Raw genomic sequence first — 23,536 nt, forward strand, 5'->3', positions numbered from 1 at the left:
ACTCTCGCCATGTCGATCGGGAACGCGGAGTGGAGCAGGCTTCCCGCAGACCGCATGTCCCTGCTGACGAAAGTCGCCCGGATGTACCACGAGCAGCACATCCGCCAGCCCGAGATCGCGCAACGCCTGCACATCTCCCAATCGCGGGTGTCTCGACTGCTGAAGGAGGCGGTGAACCTCGGCGTCGTACGGACGATCGTGGTCTCGCCGCCGGGCGTCCACTCGCAACTCGAGGATGCCATCCGCGACCGTTACGGCCTCGCCGACGTCGTCGTCGGGGGAGATGACAGCGGCCTGACCGACGACGACAACGCACTCCTCGCGACGCTCGGCAGCGCGGGCGCCGCCTACCTGGAGACGACACTGTCCGAGAAGGACGACATCGGCGTCTCGTCATGGTCGTCCACGCTGCTCGCGGTGGTGGATGCGATGACCCCGCAGCGCACGCGCCTCGCCCGGAGCGCGGTGCAACTCCTCGGCGGTGTCGGCGATCCGAGCGTGCAGGTCAAGGCGACGCACCTCACCGACCGGCTCGCCCGAGTCACCGGAGCGGAGGCCCGCTACTTTCCGGCGCCTGGAATCGTCGCGCGCAAATCGGTGCGGGATGCTCTGCTCGAGGACCCGTATGTGAGCGAGGTCGCGTCCGCGTGGGACGGCCTCTCGGTCGCACTCGTCGGCATCGGAAGCCTGCGGCCGTCGCCGCTCCTCCAGTCGTCGGGTAACGCGATCTCCGAGAAGGACCAGGATTCGCTGCGTGAACTGGGTGCGGTCGGCGACGTCTGCCTGCACTTCTTCGACGCCGGTGGCGCACTCGTGGACAGCGAGCTCGAAGACCGCGTGATCGGCATCTCCAGCAAGCAGCTGCGCGCGATCCCGCGCACCATCGGAATCGCCGGTGGCGCACGAAAAGTGGATGCTATCCGCGCCGCAGCGCTCGGCGGCTGGATCGACGTGCTCATCACCGACGTCGAGACGGCCCGACGCCTCGTCGACTGAGCGCCGCGCATCCGCCCGACCCGCGCATCCACCCGCCCCCGCGCATCCGCCGGACCCGCGCATCCACCGTTCACAAAACAGGAGTTCGTGTGACGGGAGTGACGGATGTGGCCCCAGCGGCCCCTGTCCGCCCACTCTGGCCACACCCGTCACACGAACTCCTGTTTTATGAACAGCGACCCCTCACTCGTAGCTCGTGAACAGCGCCTTCTGCGCCAGCGCCAGCGCCCCGATTGCGTCGTGCTTGTCCTGCGCCGCCTGCATCGCCGCGAAGTCGAGTTTCTCGAGCCCGCGGTCCGCCGCCTTCAAAAAGTCGATCGCGTGGTTCGCCGCCTCCACGCTGTCCTCCCGGAACGGGAACTGGTCCAGCTGCCACACGCCTTCCCAGTTGTTCTTGCGCAACGTGTAGAAGAACTCGAACAGCTCGATGGGATGCACGGTGCCTGCGACCATGTCGTCGTCCCACTGGCGCAGGTTGTCGTTCACATCCATGCCGAAGAGCCGGCCGTAGTCGATGGCCAGCTGGGCGGAGTCCGCCGGCGACTCCCCGCCGAACAGGGCGTGGCCGAAGTCGAGAAGGATGCCGACGTTGGGCAGTCCGATGCGCTCGATGCCGAGCAGGGTGCGGGACACGGAGTCGAACGACATGTGGACGCGCGGTTCGCGCGGCTTGTATTCGATGACGAATTTCAGGTCGGGGTTCTCCGACGCCAGCAGCCCGACGCCGTCGAGCGAGTTCTTCCAGAGTGCGCCGTGGTCGACCTGGAACGGGTAGTCCCAGCCGTCCTGCCCGGGCCAGAGCTTCACGTAGTCCGCGCCGAAGTACCGCACGACGTCGGCGGCTTCGGTGATGAGCTCGTGCGCTCGCCGCCGCACACCGGGGTCGGGGTTCGTGAAGGCGCCTTTCGCGAATTCGCGGGTGTAGATCTCGGGGGTGATGCCGATCACGCCCAGCCCGGCCCTGTCGAGCGCCTCTGTGACCTGGTCGTTCGTGAACTCGCCCCCGAAGAACGGATAGTTGAGGTCGACGACGGACAGGTCGCGCACCTCCCCGGCCAGATCGATGGCATCGACGACACTGCGCGGGTCGCCGTAGCCGTCGGTGGCGTAACGGTCGACGTAGGTGGCGAAGTGCCAGATACCGGCGCCGAATCGCTGGATGGTGCTCATCGTGTACTCCTTATATATAGGGATGCGTTCAGGGGGTTGAGGGCGAGCCGCCGGCAGGCGTTCTCGCCAGGCCGATCGCCGCCCGCCATCGTTCCCGCCGGGCCCGCGCGCGCTCCGGGCTCATGACGGGCTCGAACGTCGTGCCGTTGCGGTCGAGCGCCAGCACGTCCTCGGCGGTCCAGATGCCTGCGCCGATTCCGGCCAGGTGGGCGGCACCGAGGGCGGAGAGCCCGGCGACGTCCGGTCGCTGCACCCGGCGCTGGCTGAGGTCGGCGAGAAGTTGGGCGAGCCAGTCGTTGGCGGCCGGGCCGCCGTCGATGAGGATGGTGTCGAAGCGGCGGCCGATCGAACTCTCGGCTGCGCACAGCACGTCGTCGATCTGCAGCGGGATGGACTCGACGGCCGCGCGTGCGAGTTCGGCCCGGGTGGTGCTGAGGTCGAAGCCCGAGATGATCGCGCGGGCGTCGTCGTCCCACCAGGGGGCGCCGAGTCCGGAGAACGCAGGAACGAGGTCCACGCCGCGGCCGGGGTCCGCATCCCTGTCGGTCTCAGCCGCGAGCGCAGCGAGGTCGGCGGGCGTGGTCTCGAGCACGTCCGCGAGCCAGACGAGGGTCGCGCCGGTCGACAGGATGTTGCCTTCGAACGCATAGCTCGGTGCCGGGGCGCTCCAGGCGATGGTGGTGACGAGGCCGTCCGGAGTGGCGCCCCGCGACTCGAGCAGTCCCATGATGGACGATCCGGTGCCGAGGGTGACCTTCACGGAACCGGGCGTGCGGGCGCCGTGGCCGAAGAGGGCGGCGTGCGAGTCGCCGAGGACGGCGTGGATGCGCGTCCCGGCCGGCAGGATCGGCAGGCCGGTCACGGGTGCGGTCGGCGCATCCGACGCGAACACCGGGGGCAGCGTCGCGCGCGGGATGCGGAAGAGTTCGAGGAGTTCGTCGCTCCAGTCCACGGTCGCCAGGTCGAGCAGCGCGGTGCGGCTGGCGTTACCGGCTTCGATGCGGAACTGGCCGGTCAGCCGGTGGACGAGCCACGAGTCGACGGTGCCCAGGGCGAGCTCGCCGCGGTTCGATCGTTCGCGTCCGGGGTCGACCCGGTCGAGCAGCCACGCGAACTTCAGGGCCGAGAACATCGGGTCGAGGGGGAGTCCGGTGATGGCCCGGACGCGTTCGGCACGCCCGGCGCCTCCCGCAGCAAGCTCGTGCGCGTCCGCGACGGTGCGCCGATCCTGCCAGCCGAGCACCGGCCCGAGCGGCTCGCCGGTCGCGCGATCCCAGATCACGGCCGATTCCCGCTGCGTGCTGAGCGCGACCCCGACGACCCGGTCAGCTATGCCTTCGACGGCGAGGCGCACAGCCTCGACCGCGCTGTCGGCGATCTCCACGGCATCCTGTTCGACCCATCCGGGCTGCGGATGCTGCTGGCCGACCGCGACGGATCCCCAGCCCACGACGTTCCCTGCCACGTCGACCGCGAGGGCTTTCGTGGAACTGGTGCCCTGGTCGACCGCGACGATGACGGCCGAGCCGGCAGGCTCATCCATGCGCGAGGGCCTCCCTGGCAGCGTCGGCGATGTGGTCGGCGGTGAGCCCGAAGTGACCGAGCAGGAATTCGGTGCTGCCGGTCGGAGCGAACTCCGTCAGCCCAAGGATACGCAGCGGCACCCGCGCGGCGGACTCCAGCTGGCCGACGACGGAGGCGACCGCCGCGCCCAGGCCGCCCGCGATGTTGGCCTCTTCGGCCGTGACGATCGCGCCCGTGGTGCGGGCAGCATCCGTGATCGCTTCGACGTCGAGCGGAGCGATGTACGAGGCGTTGAGCACGCGCGCATCCAGCCCGGCAGCCTGCAGTCGTTCGGCCGCGATGAGTGCCCGGGAGACGAGTGTTCCGGTGGCGATGAGGGTGACATCGGAGCCTCCGCGCGCCGTCGTGAACCGGCCACGGACGAGCCGGTCACCTTCGATGGTGACGTCGGGCACCTTGTGCCGGCCGACGCGGATGAAGGTGGGGCGCGGATGCTCGACAGCCTGGCGCACCGCATCCCGCGTCTGCCTGCGGTCGGCCGGAACGACGATGTCGAGCCCCGGAAGCGCGCGCAGCCAGGAGAGGTCTTCCACCGAGTGGTGCGTCGGGCCGAGCTCGCCGTAGGCCATGCCCGGGCTCATGCCGCAGAGGATCACCGGATGCTGGCTGTACGCGATATCGGCTTTCACCTGCTCGAGCGACCGGCCGGTGAGGAAGGGTGCGGCCGCACAGACGAAGGGGATGAGCCCCGAGCTGGCGAGTCCCGCTCCGACCCCGACCATGTCCTGTTCGGCGATGCCCACATTGATGAGCCGGTCGGGGAATTCGTCGCGGAACGCGGTCAGGTTGCTCGAGCCCACCGAGTCGTTGCAGACGGCGACGATGCGCTCATCCTGTCGCGCGAGCTGGATGAGCTCGTCGGCGAAGGCGGCGCGATTGTCGTAGACGGGTGCGTCAGCGAGCGAGGTGGTCGGTGTCACGATGGTCATGCGAGTTCCTCCAGGGCGAGTTCGACCTGATCGGGCGACGGCACCTTGTGATGCCATTCGACGCGGTCTTCGATGAATGAGACGCCTTTGCCCTTGGTGGTGTTGGCGACGACGGCGACCGGCCTGCCCGTGGTGGACGGCCGGAAGGCGTCGATGAGCGCGTCGTAGTCGTGACCGTCGATCTCACGCACCTCGCAGCCGAATGCGGCGAGGCGGTCGTCGAGGGGGTCGAGCGCGTTCGTGTCTTCGGTGCGCGCACCCTGCTGGAGCCGGTTGCGGTCGACGATCGCGACGAGGTTGTCGAGGCCGAAATGGGAGGCGGCCATCAGGGCCTCCCAGTTGCTGCCTTCCTGCATCTCGCCGTCGCCCATCACGACGAACACCCGCGCGCCGGAGCCGCTGAGCTTCGCGGCGACCGCCTGCCCGACGGCGACGGGGAGTCCGTGGCCGAGCGGGCCGGTGTTGGTCTCGACTCCGGGGATCTTGTTGCGGTTGGGGTGTCCGTTGAGTTCGGAGAGCGGGGCCATGAAGGTGTCGAGGGATGCGGGGGAGAAGTACCCGGTGAAGGCGAGGGTCGAGTAGAGCGCGGCGGCGCAGTGGCCTTTGCTGAGGATGAAGCGGTCGCGGCCGGCGAGGTCCGGCCGGGCGGGGTCGATACGCAGGGTGTAGGCGAAGAGGGTTGTGAGGATGTCGGTGACCGAGAGGTCGCCGCCGATGTGCCCCTGGCCTGCGGTCGAGATCATCTCGACGATGCTTCGGCGGGTGCGGCGGGCCGTGTCGGCGAGCAGGAGCGAGCGTTCTGCGGGGGCGGATGCGGTCAGTCGCAACCGCAGTTCGCGCCAGTCTTCGACCTGTCGTGGGTCGGTGGTCAACATATGTGCATACCTATTCAGTGGTGACGAGAGTTGCAACAGCTTTGCATGACGAGGCGGATGCTGTCAACAGCACTGGACGCCGGACGAGGCCGAGCCCGCCCCTGATGCGATGCGCGCGCCCGGTTACAGCTCGACGGTGAGGATGCCGCGCAGGTAGCGGCGCATCTCCTCGGCCATGTCGACGCTCGTCCGGTCGAGCAGCCATTGCACCTGAAGGCCGTCCGACAGGGCGACCATCGCACGCGCCGCGCCGACAGTGGTGACGCCCGCGACGAGCTGGCCCGCGTCGCGCATCCGCTCGAACGCCAGGGTCATCTGGCCCACGACGAATGCGTACCGGTTGATGAAGTACTGGTGCGCCGGATGCTCGACCGCGGTCGCCTCCGCCGAGAGCGTGCAGTGCAGCTCGACGAGGCCGGGGACGGTCGCGTTGTATTCGATGAGCCTGACGAATCCGCGGATCGTCTCGATGCCTACGTGCTCGTCGTCGATCGGCACGACTTCGGCCGACTGGTCGTCGCGAAGTTCGAGCACTGCGGCAAGCAGTTCGCTCTTGTTCGCGAAGTGGTGCAGCAGGCCGGCCTGGCTCATGCCGACGCGTTCGGCGATCTCGCGGATCGACCCGCTGCGGAACCCGGAGGTCGAGAACACCTCGATTCCCGCTTCGAGGATCTCACGACGGCGCGCGGGCGTCTTCGCGTAGGAACCGCGCACCTTTCCTGTCGTGCTCATGAGGCGAGGTTAGCAGCGTATTGAAACGATTGAAACAAAAACCTAGTAGTTATTCGGTTTTCGTGTTACTTTCATTTCCCAACAGATGGTCCGACGGCGGACTACCCCCAACGAAAGAGACAAAGATGTTCCGATGGAAGACGCTGGCGGCCCTGGCGGCCGTCGTCGCTCTCGGGCTTACTGGATGTTCATCCAACGGCTCCTCGAGCGGCTCATCGCAGACCCTCACACTCGGTCTGCTCGTTCCCGCGACCACGTTCTCGGCGCAGGACTCCAACTGGGCGAACGAATCGCCCTATATGCAGGCGGTCTACGACACCCTGCTCAAAGCGGACCCGAAAGGCGACATCAAGCCGGGCCTCGCAACCAAATGGGCGTACAACGCCGACAACACTGTTCTGACCCTCACCCTCCGCGACGGCGTGAAGTTCTCGGACGGCACGGCCTTCACCGCCGACGTCGCCGCACAGAACCTCACCCGCTTCCGCGACGGCAACTCGCCCAACAAGACGAACCTCGTGGACCTCGCCAGCGCCAAGGCGGTCGACCCGACCACCGTGCAGCTGACCCTGAAGCAGTCCAACCCCGCTCTGCTCACCTACCTGACCCAGAACGCCGGCCTCCAGGAGAGCCCGAAGGCGTTCACGAGCTCCACGATCAAGACCGACCCGGTCGGATCGGGCCCGTACACGCTCGACACGGGCAAGACCGTCGTCGGCACCTCCTACGTCTTCGACAAGAACCCGAAGTACTGGGATCCGTCGAGCGTCTACTACGACAAGATCGTGATGAACGTCTACGCCGACCCCACCTCCCTCCTCAACGCGATCAAGGGCGGTCAGGTCAACGCGTCGAACACGCCGAACAACAACGACCTCGACCAGATCAAGGCGAGCGGCTTCACCGTGTGGCCGCTCGAACTGAACTGGAACGGCCTGATCCTGCTGGACCGCGCCGGAACGATGAACCCCGCTCTGAAGGATGTCCGGGTCCGCCAGGCCATCAACTACGCGTTCGACACCAAGGCGCTGCTGAAGGCGGTCGGCCAGGGTTACGGAACCCCGACCACGCAGGTCTTCCCGAAGAGCTCCGTCGGGTATGACTCGAGTCTCGACTCGTACTACGCCTACAACCCGTCGAAGGCGAAGTCGCTGCTCGCGGCGGCCGGCTACGCCAAGGGCCTGACGCTCTCGATGCCGTCGAGCAACCTTCTCGGGTCGACCGTCTGGACACTCATCGGTCAGCAGCTGAAGGATGTCGGGATCACGGTGAACTTCACCGACGCCGGCAACAACTTCATCACCGACATGCTCGCCCCGAAGTACCCGGCGACCTACATGATCCTGCAGCAGGACCCCGACTGGGCCCTGATCAACTTCCAGATCTCGAAGGACGCGACGTTCAACCCGTTCCACTATTCGGACCCGAAGGTCGACTCGCTCATCGCCACGGTCCACAACGGCTCGAAGTCCGAGTCGGATGCGGCGGTCAAGGCGCTGAACAAGTACGTGGTCGAGCAGGCCTGGTTCGCCCCCTGGTACCGGATGCAGTCGAGCTTCGTCAGCGACGCGAAGACGAAGGTCACTGTGCAGACCGGCAACGCCTATCCCTACCTCTGGAACATCGTTCCCACCTCCTGAGGTGACCGACCGGGTCGCGCCACGCGCCGGCGCGACCCGGTCCCCACACTCCTAATGCCAACAGAGGAACTTCAATGTTGAGATTCATCCTCCGACGCCTGTTCTCCGGCATCGTGCTGCTGTTCGTCATCACGACGATCGCCTACGTGCTGCTCTACCTCGGCGGCGGCGACATCGCCCGTCGCATCCTCGGAACGTCGGCCACCCAGGCGAACGTCCAGGCGAAGGCCGCAAGCCTCGGCCTCGACCGCCCGCTCATCGTCCAGTACATCGACTGGCTCGGCAACGCCCTCCACGGCGACTTCGGCGCCTCCTGGTTCACCGGCCAGCCGGTCGCGGATGCGATCAGCTCCCGCACCGCGGTCACCCTGTCCATCGTCATCGGCGCGACCGTGCTCAGCGCGATCGTCGCCGTCGTGCTCGGCGTCTGGGCCGCGGTCCGCCGCGGTGGCGTCGACCGGAGCGTCCAGGTGCTCTCGGTCCTCGGCTTCGCCATCCCGGGCTTCCTCATCGCCCTCGCACTCGTGATCATCTTCGCGATCAATCTGCACTGGTTCAAGCCGACCGGCTACATCCCGTTCACGGATTCGCCGTCGGGCTGGCTGTCGACGGTGACCCTCCCGATCATCGCTCTGGCGATCGGCAGCATCGCCGGTGTCACCCAGCAGATCCGCGGGTCGGTCATCGACGCCCTCCGCCAGGACTACGTGCGCACCCTCCGCAGTCGCGGGCTCTCGTCGAGTCGCGTCATCTACAAGCACGTGCTCAGGAACGCCGGCGGCCCCGCCCTCGCCGTCCTCGCCGTGCAGTTCGTCGGCCTCCTCGGCGGGGCGGTGATCGTGGAGCAGATCTTCGCGATCCCCGGCCTCGGCCAGGTCTCCGTCACCGCCACCACGCAAGGCGACATCCCCCTCGTGATGGGCCTCGTCGTCGTCACCGCGATCATCGTCGTGGTCGTCAACCTCCTCATCGACCTGCTGCAAGGCTGGCTCAACCCGAAGGTGCGTCTCTCATGACTCAGACTGCCCCGATGCCGGACCCGTCCCTGACCGTCGCGGTCGAGGAGTCCGGTGCTCGCGTATCCCTCTTCCGCCGGCTGCTGAAGAACCCGGTCGGCCTCATCGCGATGCTCTTCCTCGCGCTGCTGGTGCTCAGCGCCATCTTCGCTCCGTGGCTCGCGCCGCACGACCCGAACGCCGCATCCCTGAATGACGTTCTCGACCCGATCAGCGCCAAGCATCCGCTCGGCGCGGACAGTGCGGGCCGGGATGTGCTGAGCCGGCTCCTCTATGCGACCCGCTTCAGTCTCGCCGGCGCTCTCGTCGCCCTGATCGTCGCCGCCGTCATCGGCGTGACCGGCGGACTCTTCGCCGGCTACTACGGCAAGTGGTTCGATTCGGTGTCGTCGTGGCTGACCAGTCTCCTGATGGCGCTTCCGGGCATCGTCGTGCTGCTGGCGGCACGCGCCGTCATCGGCCCGTCGCTGTGGGCGTCGATGGTCATCTTCGGTGTCATCCTCTCTCCCGCGTTCTTCCGGCTGGTGTACGCCTCGGTCACCGCGGTGCGCAACGAGCTCTACGTCGACGCAGCGCGCGTCTCGGGGCTCGGCGACGCCAGCATCATCGGCCGCCACATCCTGACCGTGGTACGGGCACCCGTCATCATCCAGGCCGCGATGGTCACCGGCATCGCGATCGCCGTGCAGGCCGGGCTGGACTTCCTGGGGCTCGGCGACATGAACATCCCGACCTGGGGTTCCATGCTGAACGACGGCTTCGCGAACATCTACAAGGATCCGCTGCTCATGCTGTGGCCGAGCCTCGCGATCGCGCTGACCTGTATCGCGCTCACGCTGCTCGCCAACGCGATGCGCGACGAGCTCGAGCGGACCGCGGCGAAGAAGACGCGCAAATCGAAGGTGAAGACCGACACGGGCATCGTGCACGAAGCGGTCGTGCGCCACCCCGACGACTCCCGCACCCTCGAAGGCGTCGGTGAGGTGCTCCTCTCGATCGAGCACCTGTCGGTCGGCTACGACCAGCCCGACGGCTCGATCAAGCACGTCGTCAACGACGTGTCGCTCGAGGTGCGCCGCGGTGAGGTGCACGGTCTGATCGGCGAGTCCGGCTCGGGCAAGACGCAGACCGCGTGGTCGGTGCTCCGGCTGCTGCCCGAAGGCGGCCGGGTCACGGGCGGTTCCATCACGTTCGAGGGCAAGGACCTGGCGAACGCCAGCGAGAAGGAGATGACGCGCCTCCGCGGTCGCACCATCGCCTACATCCCGCAGGAGCCCATGTCGAACCTGGATGCGTCGTTCACGATCGGCAGCCAGCTGGTCGAACCGATGCGGGTGTGCCTGAGCCTCTCCAAGAAGGAGGCGAAGGAACGCGCGCTCGAGCTGCTGGCGAAGGTCGGCATCCCGAACCCGCAGCGCACCTTCGCGGCCTACCCCCACGAGGTCTCCGGCGGCATGGCGCAGCGCGTGCTGATCGCCGGCGCGATCTCCTGCAACCCCGACCTGCTGATCGCCGACGAGCCGACGACGGCCCTGGACGTGACCGTGCAGGCCGACATCCTCGACCTGCTGCGCAACCTGCAGGACGAACTGAACATGGGCGTCGTTCTCGTCACGCACAACTTCGGCGTCGTCGCCGACCTGTGCGACCGCGTCTCGGTCATGCGCAACGGGCGCATCGTCGAGTCGGGGCCGGTGCGTGCGATCTTCGCCAACCCTGAGCACGTCTACACGAAGGCACTGTTCGACGACATCCTCGAAGAGGGCGCAGCCCGCGGGGAACTCGTCACGACCAGCGCGACCATCGAAGGAGAACGGTCATGAGCGAGCTGCTGCTCGACGCCGACGAGGTCGTCGTCGAATACCCGGTGAAGGGTTTCCGCAAGGAGCCGTTCAAGGCCCTGAAGAGTGTCTCGCTCGACATCAGGCCCGGCGAGACCGTGGGCCTCGTCGGAGAGTCCGGTTCGGGCAAGACGACGCTGGGTCGCGCGGTGCTGGGGCTCGCCCCGGTGACCGGCGGCGCCATCCGCTACAAGGGCAAGGACATCAGCCGGCTGGGTCGCAAGGATCGTCGCGCGCTCTCCAGCGAGATCCAGGTGGTGTTCCAGGACCCGTACACCTCCCTGAACCCGTCGCTGACGATCGAGCAGATCCTCGTCGAGCCGCTCACCGTGCGAAAGGTTCCGGCGAAGGAGGCCTCGAAGCGCGTGCGCGACCTGCTCGACCAGGTCGGGCTGCCGGCGAGCGCGGCGGGCCGACTGCCCCGCGAGTTCTCGGGCGGCCAGCGTCAGCGCATCGCCATCGCCCGCGCACTCGCGCTCCAGCCCCGGCTGATCGTCTGCGACGAGCCGGTGTCGGCGCTCGACCTGTCGACCCAGGCGCGCGTGCTCGACCTGTTCAAGGACATCCAGGACCGCACCGGTGTCGCCTACCTGTTCGTCTCGCACGACCTCGCCGTGGTGCGCCACCTCAGCCACCGGGTCGCGGTCATGTACCACGGAGAGATCGTGGAGTGGGGAAGTGGCGACCAGGTCACTGGCCGCCCCGAGCATCCGTACACCCAACGGCTGTTCCTGGCGGCTCCGGTGCCCGACCCGGACCGCCAGGAACAGCGACGTGCCGACCGGCAGCGGCTGCTGACGACGCACGCCGAGCAGGACCTGCAGGCGGGCGCGGGCGTCTAGGTGAGCGGCGACGAAGCCGGCCCCGGCATCCGCTTCGGGGCCGCCTACTACCACGAGTACCAGCCGAGTCCCCGTCTGGAGGAGGACTTCGACCTGATGGCCGCGGCCGGGTTCACCGTGATCCGCGTCGGCGAATCGGTGTGGTCCACCTGGGAGCCGGAGCCGGGCGTGTTCGACCTGGACTGGCTGGAGCCCGTGCTGGATGCGGCGCACGCGCGCGGCATCGGCGTCATCCTCGGTACGCCGACGTATGCGATCCCGATGTGGATGAAGCGCCTCCATCCCGAGGTCGCCGGCGACAGTGCGACCGGCGTCCCGATCCCGTGGGGGAGCCGGCAGGAGATGGACTTCACCCATCCGGCGTACCTCTTCTATGCCGAGCGCATCATCCGCGCCGTCGTCGGGCGCTACCGCGAGCATCCGGCGATCATCGGCTACCAGGTCGACAACGAGCCGGGGCTCCGCCTGCTGTTCAACGAGGGCATCTTCCAGCGTTTCGTCGACGAGCTGCGGCACACCTACGGCGACGTCGAGACGCTCAACCGCGAATGGGGCCTCGTCTACTGGTCGCACCGGCTGTCGACGTGGGCGGACCTGTGGCGGCCCGACGGCAACTTCCAGCCGCAGTACGACCTCGCCTGGCGCCGCTTCCAGGCGAAGCTGGTGACCGAGTTCATCGGCTGGCAGGCCGGCATCGTGCGCGAGTTCGCGCAGCCCGGCCAGTTCGTGACGACCTGCATCTCGTACGACCAGGTCGGCGTAGAAGACGTGGATCTCTCCGCCGAGCTCGACATCGCCTCGGGCAACGCCTACTACGAGATGCAGGATTCGCTCGCCCACCCGAGTGCGGACGAGCGCTCGGCCGGCTGGATCGTGAAAGGCACCTGGGCGCTCTACCAGCTCGCCGACCTGATGTTCTCGTCGAAGCAGGCGCCATTCTTCATCACTGAGACGAATGCGTCGTCGATCGGGCATTCCTCGCTGAACTTCTCGCCGTACGACGGCCAGTGGCGGCAGGCCGCCTGGGCGCTGGTCGCCCGCGGCGCCCGCATGGTCGAGTACTGGCACTGGCACACCCTGCACTTCGGGGTCGAGACGCACTGGGGAGGCGTGCTGCCGCACAGCCAGATCCCCGGTCGAACCTACGCGGAGCTCGCCCGGCTGGGAGCCGAGTTCGCGCGCGCCGGTGAGCGCGTCGCCCTCTCGGTTCCGGATGCGGATGTGGTGGTCCTGTACGACTCGGACAGCAAGTTCGCGCTCTCCTCGCAGGCGCCCTTCGGCGCCCCGGGGGAGTACTTCGACCCCGACTCCTACCGGCGCATCGTCGCTGCGTTCTACCGCGGCGCGTTCGACGCCGGCCTCCAGGCCCGGCTGGTGCGACCCCAGCAGCTGTTCGCGTCGCGTGGCGGTTCCGCGAGTCCTGCCGAGTTCGCAGCCGCGCATCCGGTACTCATCGTCCCCGCCTTCTTCACGGCCGGCGACGACGACCTCGACTGGCTCGACGCCTATGCCGCGGCCGGCGGCCATCTCGTGCTCGGCCCGCGTACCGCGTATGCGGACCGCGAAGGCCGGGCCCGGGTCGATGTGAAGCCGTCGAGGCTCACCCGCGCGGCAGGTCTGAGCTACGACGAGTTCGCGAACCTCGAGACGCCCGTTGCGGTCTTCGGCACCGACCGCACCGACGGCTTCGTGACGGGGGCGGATGCGGTGGCCACCGACTGGGTCGACGGCCTGACGCTCGACGGCGCGACCGCCGTCGCCCACTACCGGCACCGACACTTCGGCCGCTGGCCCGCTGTGACGACGAACGTCTACGGCTCGGGCCGCGTCACGACGGTCGGCACTGTTCCCGGGCAGTCGCTCGCCCGGGCGCTCGCCGCCTGGCTGGTGCCCGAACCGCTCGCCGGCTGGCAGGACCTTCCGGACACGGTGACGGTCACGACGTCGACCTCGCCCGATGGCGACCGCATCCACTACCTGCACAACTGGTCGTGGGACGACGCGACGGCCCAGGCGCCGTGCGCCGTCACCGACCTGCTCGACGAGCGTTCCTACGACGCCGGCGAGACCATCCACCTCGGACCGTGGGACGTGCGCATCGTCGCCGGCCCCGCATCCGCATCCGCATCCGCACCCGCTCGAACTGAGGAGCAATCATGAGCTACGCCACCACCATCGCCGCCACTGCGGCCGCCGTCGAGGAGCGCCTGCGCGCCCTGCTCGACGAGCTCACGCTCGAAGAGAAGGTGCAGCTGCTCACCGGGCGCGACTTCTGGAACACCTGGCCGATCGAGAGGATCGGGCTGCGGCGCATCCTCGTCTCCGACGGTCCGTCCGGCGTACGCGGTGAAGTGTGGGATGAGCGCAGCCCGTCGCTGAACCTCCCGTCGGCGACCGCCCTCGGTTCGGCCTGGGACCCGGCGCTCGCCCGCCGCTACGGCGCGGCCGCAGCCGTCGAGGCGCGGCGCAAAGGGGTGGATGTCGTGCTCGGCCCGACCATCAACCTGCACCGTTCCCCGCTCGGCGGCCGTCACTTCGAGGCCTTCAGCGAAGACCCCGTGCTCACCGCCGACCTCGCGGCCGCCTATGTCGACGGCGTGCAGGTGAACGGCGTCGGCGCCACGCCGAAGCACTACATCGCCAACGACTCCGAGACCGACCGCTTCACCGTCGATGTGCGGGTGGCCGACCGGCCGCTCCGCGAGCTGTATCTGCTCGCCTTCGAGAAGGCCATCGTCGACTCCCACGCCTGGCTGGTGATGAGCGCCTACAACTCGATCAACGGCGTGACCGCGACCGAGAACGACCTGCTCGAGACACCGCTGAACAGCGAGTGGGGCTTCGACGGCGTCGTGATCAGCGACTGGACAGCGGTGCGCAGCCTCGACAGTGCCAGGGCCTCCCAGGATCTCGTCATGCCCGGCCCGGACGGGCCCTGGGGTGACGCCCTGGTGGCCGCGGTGAAGGCCGGAACCGTCCCCGAATCCGACGTCGATCGCAAGGTGCTGCGCATCCTGCAGCTCGCCGCCAGGGTCGGGGCGCTCGACGGGTTCGAGCCGGTCGCAGCAGAGCCGACCGAGGTCGAGGACGGCATCGCCTTCGTGCGCGAAGCCGCCGCCGCAGGAACCGTGCTGCTGACGAACCGCGGCGAGCTGCCGTGGAGCACGACCGCGCTCGGATCCGTCGCGGTCATCGGCCACAACGCCGACCTCGCCCGCAGCCAGGGCGGCGGAAGCGCCACGGTGCTCCCCGAGCACGTCGTCTCGCCGCTCGAAGGCATCCGCAACGCGCTGCCCGAAGCCTCGGTCTCGTACGCGATCGGCGCGGTCGTCCAGGAGGGGATCGCGCCGTTCCCCCTCGCTCAGCTCACGAATCCTGTGACGGGTGAGCCGGGCATCCGCATCAGCTTCCGCGACGCAGGCGGCGCCGCCCTGTTCTCCGAGGACCGGCGCGCGACGTCGCTGGTCTGGTTCGGCGGGGATGCGCCGATCGGCGAGTCCGCCACCCTCCACCTCGAAACGCTCTACACGCCCGACGTGACCGATGTGGTGCGGATCGGCTTCGCCGCCTCCGGCACCGCGCGTGTCTACATCGACGACCGGCTCACGGTCGACGCGACGGTCGTCCCCGAAGGAACCGACCTCGGCGCGGCCCTACTCTCGCCGCCGTCCGTCTCGGCTCCCGTCGCGGTCGTCGCAGGCGTCGGCGTGCGCATCCGCGTCGAATACGACCTGCTCGACCGCATCGGGCCGCTCGCGAACGCGCTGTCGTTCACGTTCGGCCTCGAACCCGACGACACCGACCCGCAGATCCTGATCGACGAAGCGGTCGAGGCCGCGCGCGCATCCGATGTCGCCCTCGTCGTCGTCGGCACCAACTCGCGCGTGGAATCGGAAGGCTACGACCGAGACTCGCTGGCGCTGCCCGGCCGGCAGGACGACCTCGTTCGCGCCGTCGCCGCCGCCAACCCTTGTACGGTCGTCGTCGTCAACGCCGGGTCGCCCGTGCTGCTGCCGTGGCGCGACCAGGTCGCGGCGGTGCTGGTCGGCTATTTCGGCGGCCAGGAATTCGGCAACGCGATCGCCGACATCCTGCTCGGCGTCGTCGAACCCGGCGGGCGCCTCCCCACCACGTGGCCGGCCGAACAGGCCGACGTTCCGGTGATCGAGACCACGCCCACCGACGGGGTGCTCATCTACGAGGAGGGCATCCACATCGGCTATCGCGCGTGGCTGCGATCGGACCGCACACCGGCCTACCCGTTCGGGCACGGGCTCGGCTACACGCGCATCGAGCTGACGACGAGCTCGGCCCCGGTCGCCGTCGCGCCGGCGGACGGATCGTTCACGGTCACCGTCGACGTCGCCAACCGCGGTGCACGGGCCGGAAAACAGGTCGTGCAGGTCTACGCTGAACGCGCGGACACCGCGATCGAGCGCCCGGTGCGCTGGCTGGTCGGCTTCGCGCCGGTCCGGGTGGATGCTGGCACGACCGCCGCTGTCGCCATCGACATCCCGGTGCGCGCCTTCGCACATTGGGACGAGGGCTGGAAGTACGAGCCGGGAGCGTTTACATTGCGGATCGGCACGTCCGTCGTCGACCTGCCGCTCGACACCACCGTGCGACTGGAGGCCTGACCATGACGAGTGCCACTTCCACAACCCGCGTCGACTACCCGAATCCGCTCATCCCGGGTTTCAATCCCGACCCGAGCGTCGTGCGCGTCGGTGACGACTTCTACATCGTCACCTCGACTTTCGAATACCTGCCGGGCATCCCTGTGTACCACAGCACCGATTTCGTCGAATGGACGCAGATCGGCAACGTGGCCACCCGCATGGACCAGCTCGGGGTCGAAGACGTGACGACGGGTGGCGGCGTCTGGGCGCCGACGATCCGCCACCGCGACGGCGTGTTCTATGTGATCGTCACGATCGCCATGGGCCGCGGCTGCATCGTGTTCACCGCGACCGACCCCGCGGGGCCATGGAGCGACGGGACCGTCATCGACGGCGTCGGCGGCATCGACCCCGACCTCGCCTGGGACGACGACGGCACGGCGATCGTCACGTTCTCCGGGCTGATGACGACAGGCGCCGACCTGGGTGCGCACCACGGCGTGCAGCAGGTGCGGGTCGACCTCGAGGCCGGCCGCGCGCTCGAAGGGCCGCGCTCGCTCTGGTCGGGTACCGGGCTCAAGTTCCCCGAGGCGCCGCACCTCTACCACCGCGGCGACTACTGGTACCTGATGATCGCCGAGGGCGGCACCGAGCGCGGGCACGGCGTGAGCATCGCCCGAGGGACGTCGCCGTACGGACCGTTCGAAGGCTTCGAGGCTAACCCGATCCTCAGCGCACGCAGCACCTCGCGCCCGATCCAGAACACCGGCCACGGCGACTTGGTCGAGACCCCGGACGGCGGCACCTCCATCGTGCTGCTCGGGATGCGTCCCCGCGGCATGACCCAGGCCTTCTCGGCTCTCGGGCGCGAAACCTTCGTCAGCCGCATCGACTGGGTCGACGACTGGCCGGTCGCCCAGCCCATCGACCTGCGGCCGCGCCCCGGTGCCATCGAATACGACATCACGTTCCACGACCTCGAAGGCGGCCACACCCTCGACGACGGGTGGCTGGCCATCCGCCAAGAGCCGGGCCACGTCGCGAAGTTCGACGTCGACGGGCGCCTCGTTATCACTGGCGACGGCTCGACCCTCGACGACCCTAGGCCGCAGTTCGTCGGCCGCCGCCAGCTCCACCAGACGGCGCGGTTCGCGACCACGGTCGATGTGACCCAGGGCACCGGCGGCCTCGCTGTGCGCTACGACGAAGACCACCATTACGAGATCGAAGCGACCGGCGGGCCGGAGGCGACGGTCGTCGTCGCCCGCGCCCGGCTGGCGAGCCTCGTCCAGGAATGGTCGGTCATGCTCCCCGGCGGCCCCGTCGAGCTGATCATCGACGCGGTTCCCCCGAAGGGAGACGGCTTCGGCCCCGCGATGATGACCAGCGACCGGGTGCTCCTCCGGGCGCGCGTCGGCGACCAGGCGGTCACCCTCGCCGACGTCGACGGCAGGTACCTGTCGGCCGAGACCGCAGCATCCTTCACGGGCCGCGTCGTCGGCCTCTACGCGACCACCGGACGCGTCGCGTTCGCGGGTCTCCGCTACCGCGGCTCCGAAGACTGACAGGAGAGTCTCATGGCAGGCTTCACCGAAGAATCACTGCTCATCGACCTGCTGGACAACCCGCGAGCGCGCGGAGCCGTCCAGCGGGCACTTCCCGGCGTGCTCAACTCGCCGATGCTGACCCAGCTGCGTTACCTCACGATCGGGCAGATCACGACGTTCGGGCTCGAGCGCGTCGAGCCGTCCGAGATCGACAGACTGTGGCAGGAGCTGGCAGCGATCGATGCGGATGCGGTGACGGTGCGGGTCGAAGAGCCGGCCATCGAACCGCGCACGGACTACGAGACGGATGCGGTTGCGCGGGGGTCGGCGCGGAGCACGCATCCCGAGCTGGTCGCACGCTGGGGCGTGTTCGAACTGCTGATCGACGGGCCGTCCCACGGGAATCCGTTCGTGGACGTGGAGCTGACGGCGACGTTCGCGCGGGCCGCGAGCGACGGCGGGGAGCCGGGCGACACCGCCGACCTCGTGCGGGTCGGCGGCTTCTACGACGGAGACGGGCTCTACCGGGTGCGCTTCCTGCCCGAGAGCGTCGGCGACTGGACGTACACGACGACCTCGACCGCCCGTTCGCTCGACGGCCTCAGCGGCAGCTTCGCCGTCACGCCACCGGATGCGGGCAATGCGGGGCCGGTGCGCGTCGCCGACACCTTCCACTTCGCCTATGCCGACGGAACGCGTTACCTCCCCATCGGAACGACCGCGTACGCCTGGACCCACCAACCGGAATCGCTCCAGCAGGCGACGCTCGACACCCTTGCCACGTCGCCGTTCACCAAGCTGCGGATGTGCGTCTTCCCCAAGTCGTACCTCTACAACACGAACGACCCCGAGGTGTATCCGTTCGTGCGTCGCGAAGACGGGTCGTTCGACACGACCCGTTTCGACCCGGCCTATTTCGCCCTGCTCGAGCAGCGCATCCTGCAACTCGCGGAACTCGGGATCGAGGCCGACCTCATCCTCTTCCACGCCTACGACCGTTGGGGGTTCTCCGAACTCGGCCACGCCGCCGACGACCGGTACGTGCGCTACCTCGTGCGCCGGCTCGGCGCATACCGCTCGGTGTGGTGGTCGCTCGCCAACGAATACGACCTGCTGTGGTCGAAGACCGTCGACGACTGGGAGCGACTCGCCGACCTGGTCGTCGCCGAGGACCCGGCCCGACACCTGCTGTCCATCCACAACTGTCTCGGCTTCTACGACTACAGCAGGCCATGGATCACCCACGCGAGCGTGCAGCGCATCGACGTCTACCGCACGTCGGAGAACACGGATGCGTGGCGCGAGCAGTGGGGGAAGCCGGTCGTCATCGACGAATGCGCCTACGAAGGCGACATCGACCAGGGCTGGGGAAACATCACCGGCGAAGAGCTGACGCGCCGGTTCTGGGAAGGCGCGGTGCGCGGCGGCTACGTCGGCCACGGCGAGACCTACCTCAACGACCGCGAAGAACTGTGGTGGTCGAAAGGCGGGGAGCTCGTCGGGTCGTCGCCGCAGCGCATCCGGTTCCTGGCCGAGCTGGTCGCGGAGTCGCCGAGCGGGGTGCTCGATCCGCTGCCCGGCGAATGGGATCTGCCGTGGGGCGGCGTCGCGGGGGAGTACCTCATCGCGTATTTCGGGTTCAACCGGCCGACGTTCCGCATGGTGACCGCGCCGCGCGGACGTCGGTACACGGTCGACGTGATCGACACGTGGGCGATGACGGTCTCGCGCCTCGACGGGGTGTTCGAGGGGACGTTCCGGGTGCCGCTGCCGGCGCGCCAGTACATGGCGGTGCGCCTGGTCGCGGCAGACGCGCCTGCCGCCGCGGCGCCTGCGCCGGCTGCGGCCGCTGCCGATGGCAGCTAGCCCCGCGAAAGTCGCTTTACGCACCTCTGGATGCGGGTCAGCTGCGCGGCGCGGATGTTCGGGCGGGCGCAGCGCTTCCGCGTCTGAGTGAGGTGCGGTAGAACCGCACCAGCTCGGCCGCCGGGGGGCGAAGGCGCGACATGGTCGCCGCATCCGTTCGCTTCGACGCCATGTGATGACGCCACGATTCGTAGGCACAGCGATGGTCCCATCCGGCTGCGGCCGCCGCTTCGAGGGTGCGGCACCATCCGATCAGCTCGCGCCCCTCGGAGGTCGGCGCCCAGGTGACGGCGCGGAACCAGACCTCCGGATGATTCGGGTCGCCGAACGCGAAGCGCCGCACCACCGCGTACGGCTGGCCCAGCTCGCCCTGCCGCAGCGTCCACTCCGACGCGTGCGCGTTCGCGACCGGGTGCCATGCGGACACTGCGCTCCCTCCTCACGTCGGCAGCCCGGCCCGCTGCGCTCCTGAGTGTAGGAGCGGCGGACGACATCGCCTCGGATGCGCATGCTTGCCAGTCGTCAAGGCCGCCCCTCCGCGAGAGTCGCCACAAGTGGCTTTCGCGCACGTCGCCGGTGGCGGACGGCACGGATGCGTGGCGAAAGGTGCCAGAAGTGGCTATCGCGCGCGGTTTGGGCCACTTTTGGCGACTTTCGCGGCCATCCGGCCTGGCGCGGAGCCGTTCAGGTGACGAGGCGGATGAGCGCAGCGACGACCGCTGCAGCCGGCACCACCACGATGAACGGCACGCGCAGCGCGTACAGTCCTGCCGCGATCGCCACTGCCGGGAGCCGCGCGTCGAGTTGCAGCCCCTGCCCGGCCCCGAACGTCTGCACGCAGATCAGTGCGGCCAGCAGCGCCGCCGTGAGCAGGTCGCTGACGCGCGCGACCGTCGGATGATCGAGCGCTTTCGGCGGCACCAGCCAGCCGAGCACCTTGAGGCCGAGCACAGCGATCGACGCGAGCAGGATGATGTTCCACGTCGTCACGGTTCCACCTCCCGTTCCATCGGGATGGCTTCGGGACTGGGCGGCCCACCGCGCGTGCCGAACAGGTTGAGGACGCCGACGACGATCGCGACAGCGGCTGCGGCCAGCACCGGGAGGCCGGGCGTGAGGAACGGGGTCAGCAGGGTGGCGACGAAACCGGCGGCGACGGCGACCGCCTGGGTCTGGCGGGCTTTGAGCCGCGGCCAGAGCAGGCCGAGGAAGGCGGCCGCGGCAGCAGCATCCAGCCCGTACGCGCGCACGTCGCCGATCAGATTGCCGAGGAGCGCGCCGGCGAGGGTCATCAGGTTCCAGCCGACATAGACGGTGATTCCGGTGACCCAGAAGCCCAGGCGCTGTGCCGCGGGTTCGGTCTGCGCGGTGGCGACGGCTGTGGACTCGTCGATGGTGAGCGGGGCGGCCGCAGCGCGCTTGAAGAAGCCGGGCCCGATGATGCGTGAGAGTCTCAGGGCGTAGAACGTGTTGCGCGACCCGAGCAGTGCGGCGCCGGCGATGGCGGATCCAGCGGCCGCAGTGCCCCCGGACGCGAGCACGCCGATCAGGGCGAACTGGGAGCCGCCACTGAACATCACGAGGCTGAGCACGCATGCCTGCCAGACGTCCAGACCGGATGCAGTGGCGAGCGCGCCGAAGGAGATCCCGTACGCTGCTGTCGCAACGCCGACCGCGATGCCGGACCGCATGGCGGCCGACTGGGCTGGCGTTCGGCTCATAACTGGCCAGAATAGTCCGCCCGCGGGGCGGCCGCAGTCGCTCAGCGGGCGGCTTGGCCTCGCCCGGTCGGATTGACCTCGCCGCACTTGCTTCGTCCCGCCGCACGTCGTTGTACGCGTGCGCTCGATGCGAAGTAGTGCGGTCGGCCCGCCAGGCCGGCCGGGATGCGCTCAGTCGAACAGGCGAGCCACCACGGTGTCCGCAGTGTGGTCGTCGAGCGTCCACGGCTGGAAGATCACCCGGTAGATGATCGGCGCCACGACGACGTCGATGATCTCGTCGGAGCTGATCCCGCCCGGGCCGACCGCCGAGCCGGGGTAGCGCTCGAGGAACATGGTCGCTTCTGCGCGACGATTGCGCAGGCAGTCGGATTCGGTGGCGCCGGCGTTCGCAGCCCCACCTCTGAGGAGCGCGGCGTTCACCGGCTTGCGGTAATGCTCGACGATCTCGCGTGCCCACTCGGTGAGGTCACGGCGCAGGTCCCCGCTCTCCGGGAGCGGACGCTCCGGGTCGAGACGGTAGGTCGCGATGTCGTTGATGAGGGTGGGCAGGTCGCCCCAGCGGCGGTAGATGCTCGTCGGGTTCACGCCGGCGCGTTCCGCGATCATCGGCACGGTGACGCGCTCCCGACCGCGCTCCTTGACGAGCTCTTCGACGGCGGTGCGCACGGAGTGCATGACCGCGGCGCTGCGGCCGCCCGTCCTCTTCGACGGCGTGGTCTTGGGATCCATGGGAATAGCTTAACGCAAATCTGGTTGCTTTTGTCAGCGGATCGGTATAACGTCCGTAAAGCAATCGAATTTGCGTTAAGGATGCGCGTTAAGGAGTCGAGATGTCCGCACTGCAAGAGACAGGCGCCACCCCCGTCATCGGCGCCGCGTGCCAGGAGGCGCTGGCCCGTGCGAAGGCCGCGGTGACTCGCCGCACGCTGTCACCGGTCGCCGCCTTCGTCGGCGCAGCGCTCGCCTTCGTGGGGGTCACGTTCGCCGCAGGCGCACCCAGCCCCCTCTTCGTTCTCTACCAGCAGGAGTGGGGCTTCCCGGCCTGGGTTCTCACCATCGCCTTCGCCATCTACGCGATCACGCTGCTCGTGACCCTGCTCATCGCCGGTTCGCTATCCGATCACATCGGTCGCCGTCCCGTGCTGATCGGTGCGCTGGCACTCGAGGTCGTCTCGATGCTGATCTTCCTGTTCGCGCAGGACATCGGCTGGATCATCGTGGCCCGCGCGATCCAGGGCGTCGCGACCGGAGCGGCCACCGGCACGTTCACTGCAGCGATCGTCGAACTCGCTCCGGAGAAGCACAAGAAGCTCGGCGCCGTCATCGGCGGCACGGCGCCGGTGGGCGGCCTCGCGCTCGGGGCCCTGATCACGGGGGCCGCGGTCCAGTTCACCGCGGTGCCGACCGTGATCGTTTTCAGCTTCCTCGCGATCGTCTTCACTCTCGGGATCATCGTGATCGCCCTGTCGGCCGAGACCGTCTCACGGCGCGCGGGTGCGGTGCGGTCGCTCATCCCGAGGTTGTCCATCCCGCGTGGCGCCCGAGCCGAGTTCGGCGCGATCGTTCCCGTGCTCATCGGCACCTGGATGCTCGCCGGGCTGTTCCTCGGACTCGCCCCCTCGATCATCCGCGGCGTTTTCCACATCGACAGCGGACTCGTGAACGGAGCGATCGTGGCACTCCAGCCGGCCGCGGGAGCGGTCGCAGGCTTCCTCCTCGGGCGGGTGCACGCCAGGACCGCGACGATCTGGGGGTCGGCGTCAGTCGTGGTGGGCATCATCGTCTCGGTGTCGGCCATCGCTTTCGGTGTGCTGCCGCTGCTGTTCGTCGGCGCAGTTCTCGGCGGAGCCGGGTTCGGCGCAGCGTTCTCGGGTTCGCTGCGCATCCTCGCGCCGCTGGCTCCCGCCCACCAGCGGGCCGAACTCTTCGCCGGCGTCTACCTGGTCAGCTACCTCGCATACGGCGTCCCCGCGCTCATCGTCGGCGAGCTGATCGGTGTCGTCGGGCTGCTGGATACGGTGATCGGCTACGGAAGCGCCGCCGCGGTCGCCACTGCGGTCGGCCTCGCGGTGCAGCTGCGGCGAGCACACGTCGTTCGCGCCGCCCGCCGGACTACCGGCGCCCTCCGCGCGGTCGCGCCGGCGGAGTAGGGGTC

General features: G+C 68.7%; 19 protein-coding genes. 10 read left to right on the top strand and 9 right to left on the bottom strand.

What is annotated here, in order from left to right:
- The first annotated feature begins 9 nt into the window (after nucleotides 1–9).
- Nucleotides 10–996, top strand: coding sequence for a sugar-binding transcriptional regulator (locus AAYO93_RS19500; protein WP_345762851.1), 987 nt, complete (start codon nucleotides 10–12; stop codon nucleotides 994–996).
- A gap of 183 nt (nucleotides 997–1,179) precedes the next feature.
- On the opposite strand, the gene AAYO93_RS19505 is transcribed toward AAYO93_RS19500, so the two are convergent.
- From AAYO93_RS19505 to AAYO93_RS19525, 5 genes are all read right to left on the bottom strand, one after another.
- Complete coding sequence (locus AAYO93_RS19505; protein WP_345762853.1) at nucleotides 1,180–2,166, bottom strand: sugar phosphate isomerase/epimerase family protein; 987 nt, start codon at nucleotides 2,164–2,166, stop codon at nucleotides 1,180–1,182.
- Between the two features lie 28 nt (nucleotides 2,167–2,194).
- Nucleotides 2,195–3,709 (bottom strand): FGGY-family carbohydrate kinase, encoded by a 1,515-nt coding sequence (locus AAYO93_RS19510; RefSeq protein WP_345762854.1) that lies wholly within the window; start codon nucleotides 3,707–3,709, stop codon nucleotides 2,195–2,197.
- The gene (locus tag AAYO93_RS19515) at nucleotides 3,702–4,679 is read right to left on the bottom strand and encodes a transketolase family protein (protein WP_345762855.1); all 978 of its coding nucleotides are present in this window, start codon (nucleotides 4,677–4,679) and stop codon (nucleotides 3,702–3,704) included. The genes AAYO93_RS19510 and AAYO93_RS19515 overlap by 8 nt, the downstream gene beginning before the upstream one ends.
- Nucleotides 4,676–5,554 (bottom strand): transketolase, encoded by an 879-nt coding sequence (locus tag AAYO93_RS19520; protein ID WP_345762856.1) that lies wholly within the window; start codon nucleotides 5,552–5,554, stop codon nucleotides 4,676–4,678. The genes AAYO93_RS19515 and AAYO93_RS19520 overlap by 4 nt, the downstream gene beginning before the upstream one ends.
- 123 nt (nucleotides 5,555–5,677) lie before the next feature.
- Entirely contained in the window at nucleotides 5,678–6,286 is a 609-nt protein-coding gene (locus AAYO93_RS19525) for a TetR/AcrR family transcriptional regulator (RefSeq protein ID WP_345762857.1), read from the bottom strand.
- 125 nt (nucleotides 6,287–6,411) lie between these two features.
- Between AAYO93_RS19525 and AAYO93_RS19530 the strand changes: the two genes are divergently transcribed.
- From AAYO93_RS19530 to AAYO93_RS19565, 8 genes are all read left to right on the top strand, one after another.
- On the top strand, nucleotides 6,412–7,926 hold the full coding sequence (locus tag AAYO93_RS19530; RefSeq protein ID WP_345762858.1) for an ABC transporter substrate-binding protein: 1,515 nt from the start codon (nucleotides 6,412–6,414) through the stop codon (nucleotides 7,924–7,926).
- Nucleotides 7,927–8,000: 74 nt separating this feature from the next.
- Nucleotides 8,001–8,942: an ABC transporter permease gene (locus AAYO93_RS19535; RefSeq protein ID WP_345762859.1), complete on the top strand. Its 942-nt coding sequence runs from the start codon at nucleotides 8,001–8,003 to the stop codon at nucleotides 8,940–8,942.
- Nucleotides 8,939–10,765: a dipeptide/oligopeptide/nickel ABC transporter permease/ATP-binding protein gene (locus AAYO93_RS19540; protein WP_345762860.1), complete on the top strand. Its 1,827-nt coding sequence runs from the start codon at nucleotides 8,939–8,941 to the stop codon at nucleotides 10,763–10,765. The genes AAYO93_RS19535 and AAYO93_RS19540 overlap by 4 nt, the downstream gene beginning before the upstream one ends.
- The gene (locus AAYO93_RS19545) at nucleotides 10,762–11,625 is read left to right on the top strand and encodes an ATP-binding cassette domain-containing protein (RefSeq protein WP_345762861.1); all 864 of its coding nucleotides are present in this window, start codon (nucleotides 10,762–10,764) and stop codon (nucleotides 11,623–11,625) included. Before AAYO93_RS19540 ends, AAYO93_RS19545 begins: the two co-directional genes overlap by 4 nt.
- Complete coding sequence (locus tag AAYO93_RS19550) at nucleotides 11,626–13,785, top strand: beta-galactosidase (RefSeq protein WP_345762862.1); 2,160 nt, start codon at nucleotides 11,626–11,628, stop codon at nucleotides 13,783–13,785.
- The gene (locus AAYO93_RS19555) at nucleotides 13,782–16,262 is read left to right on the top strand and encodes a beta-glucosidase family protein (protein WP_345762863.1); all 2,481 of its coding nucleotides are present in this window, start codon (nucleotides 13,782–13,784) and stop codon (nucleotides 16,260–16,262) included. The genes AAYO93_RS19550 and AAYO93_RS19555 overlap by 4 nt, the downstream gene beginning before the upstream one ends.
- A 2-nt stretch (nucleotides 16,263–16,264) precedes the next feature.
- Nucleotides 16,265–17,809 carry a glycoside hydrolase family 43 protein gene (locus AAYO93_RS19560; protein ID WP_345762865.1) on the top strand — a complete coding sequence of 515 codons (1,545 nt, stop codon included), beginning with the start codon at nucleotides 16,265–16,267 and terminating at the stop codon, nucleotides 17,807–17,809.
- Nucleotides 17,810–17,821: 12 nt separating this feature from the next.
- Entirely contained in the window at nucleotides 17,822–19,657 is a 1,836-nt protein-coding gene (locus tag AAYO93_RS19565; protein ID WP_345762866.1) for a DUF5605 domain-containing protein, read from the top strand.
- A 37-nt stretch (nucleotides 19,658–19,694) separates the two neighbouring features.
- Here AAYO93_RS19565 and AAYO93_RS19570 read toward each other — a convergent pair whose 3' ends face one another.
- From AAYO93_RS19570 to AAYO93_RS19585, 4 genes are all read right to left on the bottom strand, one after another.
- Complete coding sequence (locus AAYO93_RS19570; RefSeq protein WP_345762867.1) at nucleotides 19,695–20,084, bottom strand: hypothetical protein; 390 nt, start codon at nucleotides 20,082–20,084, stop codon at nucleotides 19,695–19,697.
- Between the two features lie 257 nt (nucleotides 20,085–20,341).
- Nucleotides 20,342–20,647, bottom strand: a complete 306-nt coding sequence (locus AAYO93_RS19575; protein ID WP_345762868.1) for an AzlD domain-containing protein — start codon at nucleotides 20,645–20,647, stop codon at nucleotides 20,342–20,344.
- Nucleotides 20,644–21,378: an AzlC family ABC transporter permease gene (locus AAYO93_RS19580; RefSeq protein ID WP_345762869.1), complete on the bottom strand. Its 735-nt coding sequence runs from the start codon at nucleotides 21,376–21,378 to the stop codon at nucleotides 20,644–20,646. Before AAYO93_RS19580 ends, AAYO93_RS19575 begins: the two co-directional genes overlap by 4 nt.
- A gap of 171 nt (nucleotides 21,379–21,549) precedes the next feature.
- A complete protein-coding gene (locus AAYO93_RS19585; protein WP_345762870.1) occupies nucleotides 21,550–22,110 on the bottom strand; it encodes a TetR/AcrR family transcriptional regulator in 561 nt (186 codons plus the stop codon).
- A gap of 101 nt (nucleotides 22,111–22,211) precedes the next feature.
- Between AAYO93_RS19585 and AAYO93_RS19590 the strand changes: the two genes are divergently transcribed.
- On the top strand, nucleotides 22,212–23,531 hold the full coding sequence (locus tag AAYO93_RS19590) for an MFS transporter (protein WP_345762871.1): 1,320 nt from the start codon (nucleotides 22,212–22,214) through the stop codon (nucleotides 23,529–23,531).
- The last annotated feature ends 5 nt before the right edge of the window (nucleotides 23,532–23,536 follow it).

The sequence above is a fragment of the Diaminobutyricibacter sp. McL0608 genome (assembly GCF_039613825.1).
Classification (GTDB): domain Bacteria; phylum Actinomycetota; class Actinomycetes; order Actinomycetales; family Microbacteriaceae; genus Diaminobutyricibacter.

Excerpts from the sequence above, each read along its gene's own strand:
- AAYO93_RS19560 (WP_345762865.1), top strand. The coding sequence starts at position 16,265 with ATGACGAGTGCCACTTCCACAACCCGCGTCGACTACCCGAATCCGCTC.
- AAYO93_RS19510 (WP_345762854.1), bottom strand. The coding sequence starts at position 3,709 with ATGGATGAGCCTGCCGGCTCGGCCGTCATCGTCGCGGTCGACCAGGGC.
- AAYO93_RS19505 (WP_345762853.1), bottom strand. The coding sequence starts at position 2,166 with ATGAGCACCATCCAGCGATTCGGCGCCGGTATCTGGCACTTCGCCACC.
- AAYO93_RS19545 (WP_345762861.1), top strand. The coding sequence starts at position 10,762 with ATGAGCGAGCTGCTGCTCGACGCCGACGAGGTCGTCGTCGAATACCCG.
- AAYO93_RS19590 (WP_345762871.1), top strand. The coding sequence starts at position 22,212 with ATGTCCGCACTGCAAGAGACAGGCGCCACCCCCGTCATCGGCGCCGCG.
- AAYO93_RS19565 (WP_345762866.1), top strand. The coding sequence starts at position 17,822 with ATGGCAGGCTTCACCGAAGAATCACTGCTCATCGACCTGCTGGACAAC.
- AAYO93_RS19520 (WP_345762856.1), bottom strand. The coding sequence starts at position 5,554 with ATGTTGACCACCGACCCACGACAGGTCGAAGACTGGCGCGAACTGCGG.
- AAYO93_RS19530 (WP_345762858.1), top strand. The coding sequence starts at position 6,412 with ATGTTCCGATGGAAGACGCTGGCGGCCCTGGCGGCCGTCGTCGCTCTC.
- AAYO93_RS19525 (WP_345762857.1), bottom strand. The coding sequence starts at position 6,286 with ATGAGCACGACAGGAAAGGTGCGCGGTTCCTACGCGAAGACGCCCGCG.
- AAYO93_RS19515 (WP_345762855.1), bottom strand. The coding sequence starts at position 4,679 with ATGACCATCGTGACACCGACCACCTCGCTCGCTGACGCACCCGTCTAC.
- AAYO93_RS19580 (WP_345762869.1), bottom strand. The coding sequence starts at position 21,378 with ATGAGCCGAACGCCAGCCCAGTCGGCCGCCATGCGGTCCGGCATCGCG.
- AAYO93_RS19555 (WP_345762863.1), top strand. The coding sequence starts at position 13,782 with ATGAGCTACGCCACCACCATCGCCGCCACTGCGGCCGCCGTCGAGGAG.
- AAYO93_RS19535 (WP_345762859.1), top strand. The coding sequence starts at position 8,001 with ATGTTGAGATTCATCCTCCGACGCCTGTTCTCCGGCATCGTGCTGCTG.
- AAYO93_RS19540 (WP_345762860.1), top strand. The coding sequence starts at position 8,939 with ATGACTCAGACTGCCCCGATGCCGGACCCGTCCCTGACCGTCGCGGTC.
- AAYO93_RS19585 (WP_345762870.1), bottom strand. The coding sequence starts at position 22,110 with ATGGATCCCAAGACCACGCCGTCGAAGAGGACGGGCGGCCGCAGCGCC.
- AAYO93_RS19500 (WP_345762851.1), top strand. The coding sequence starts at position 10 with ATGTCGATCGGGAACGCGGAGTGGAGCAGGCTTCCCGCAGACCGCATG.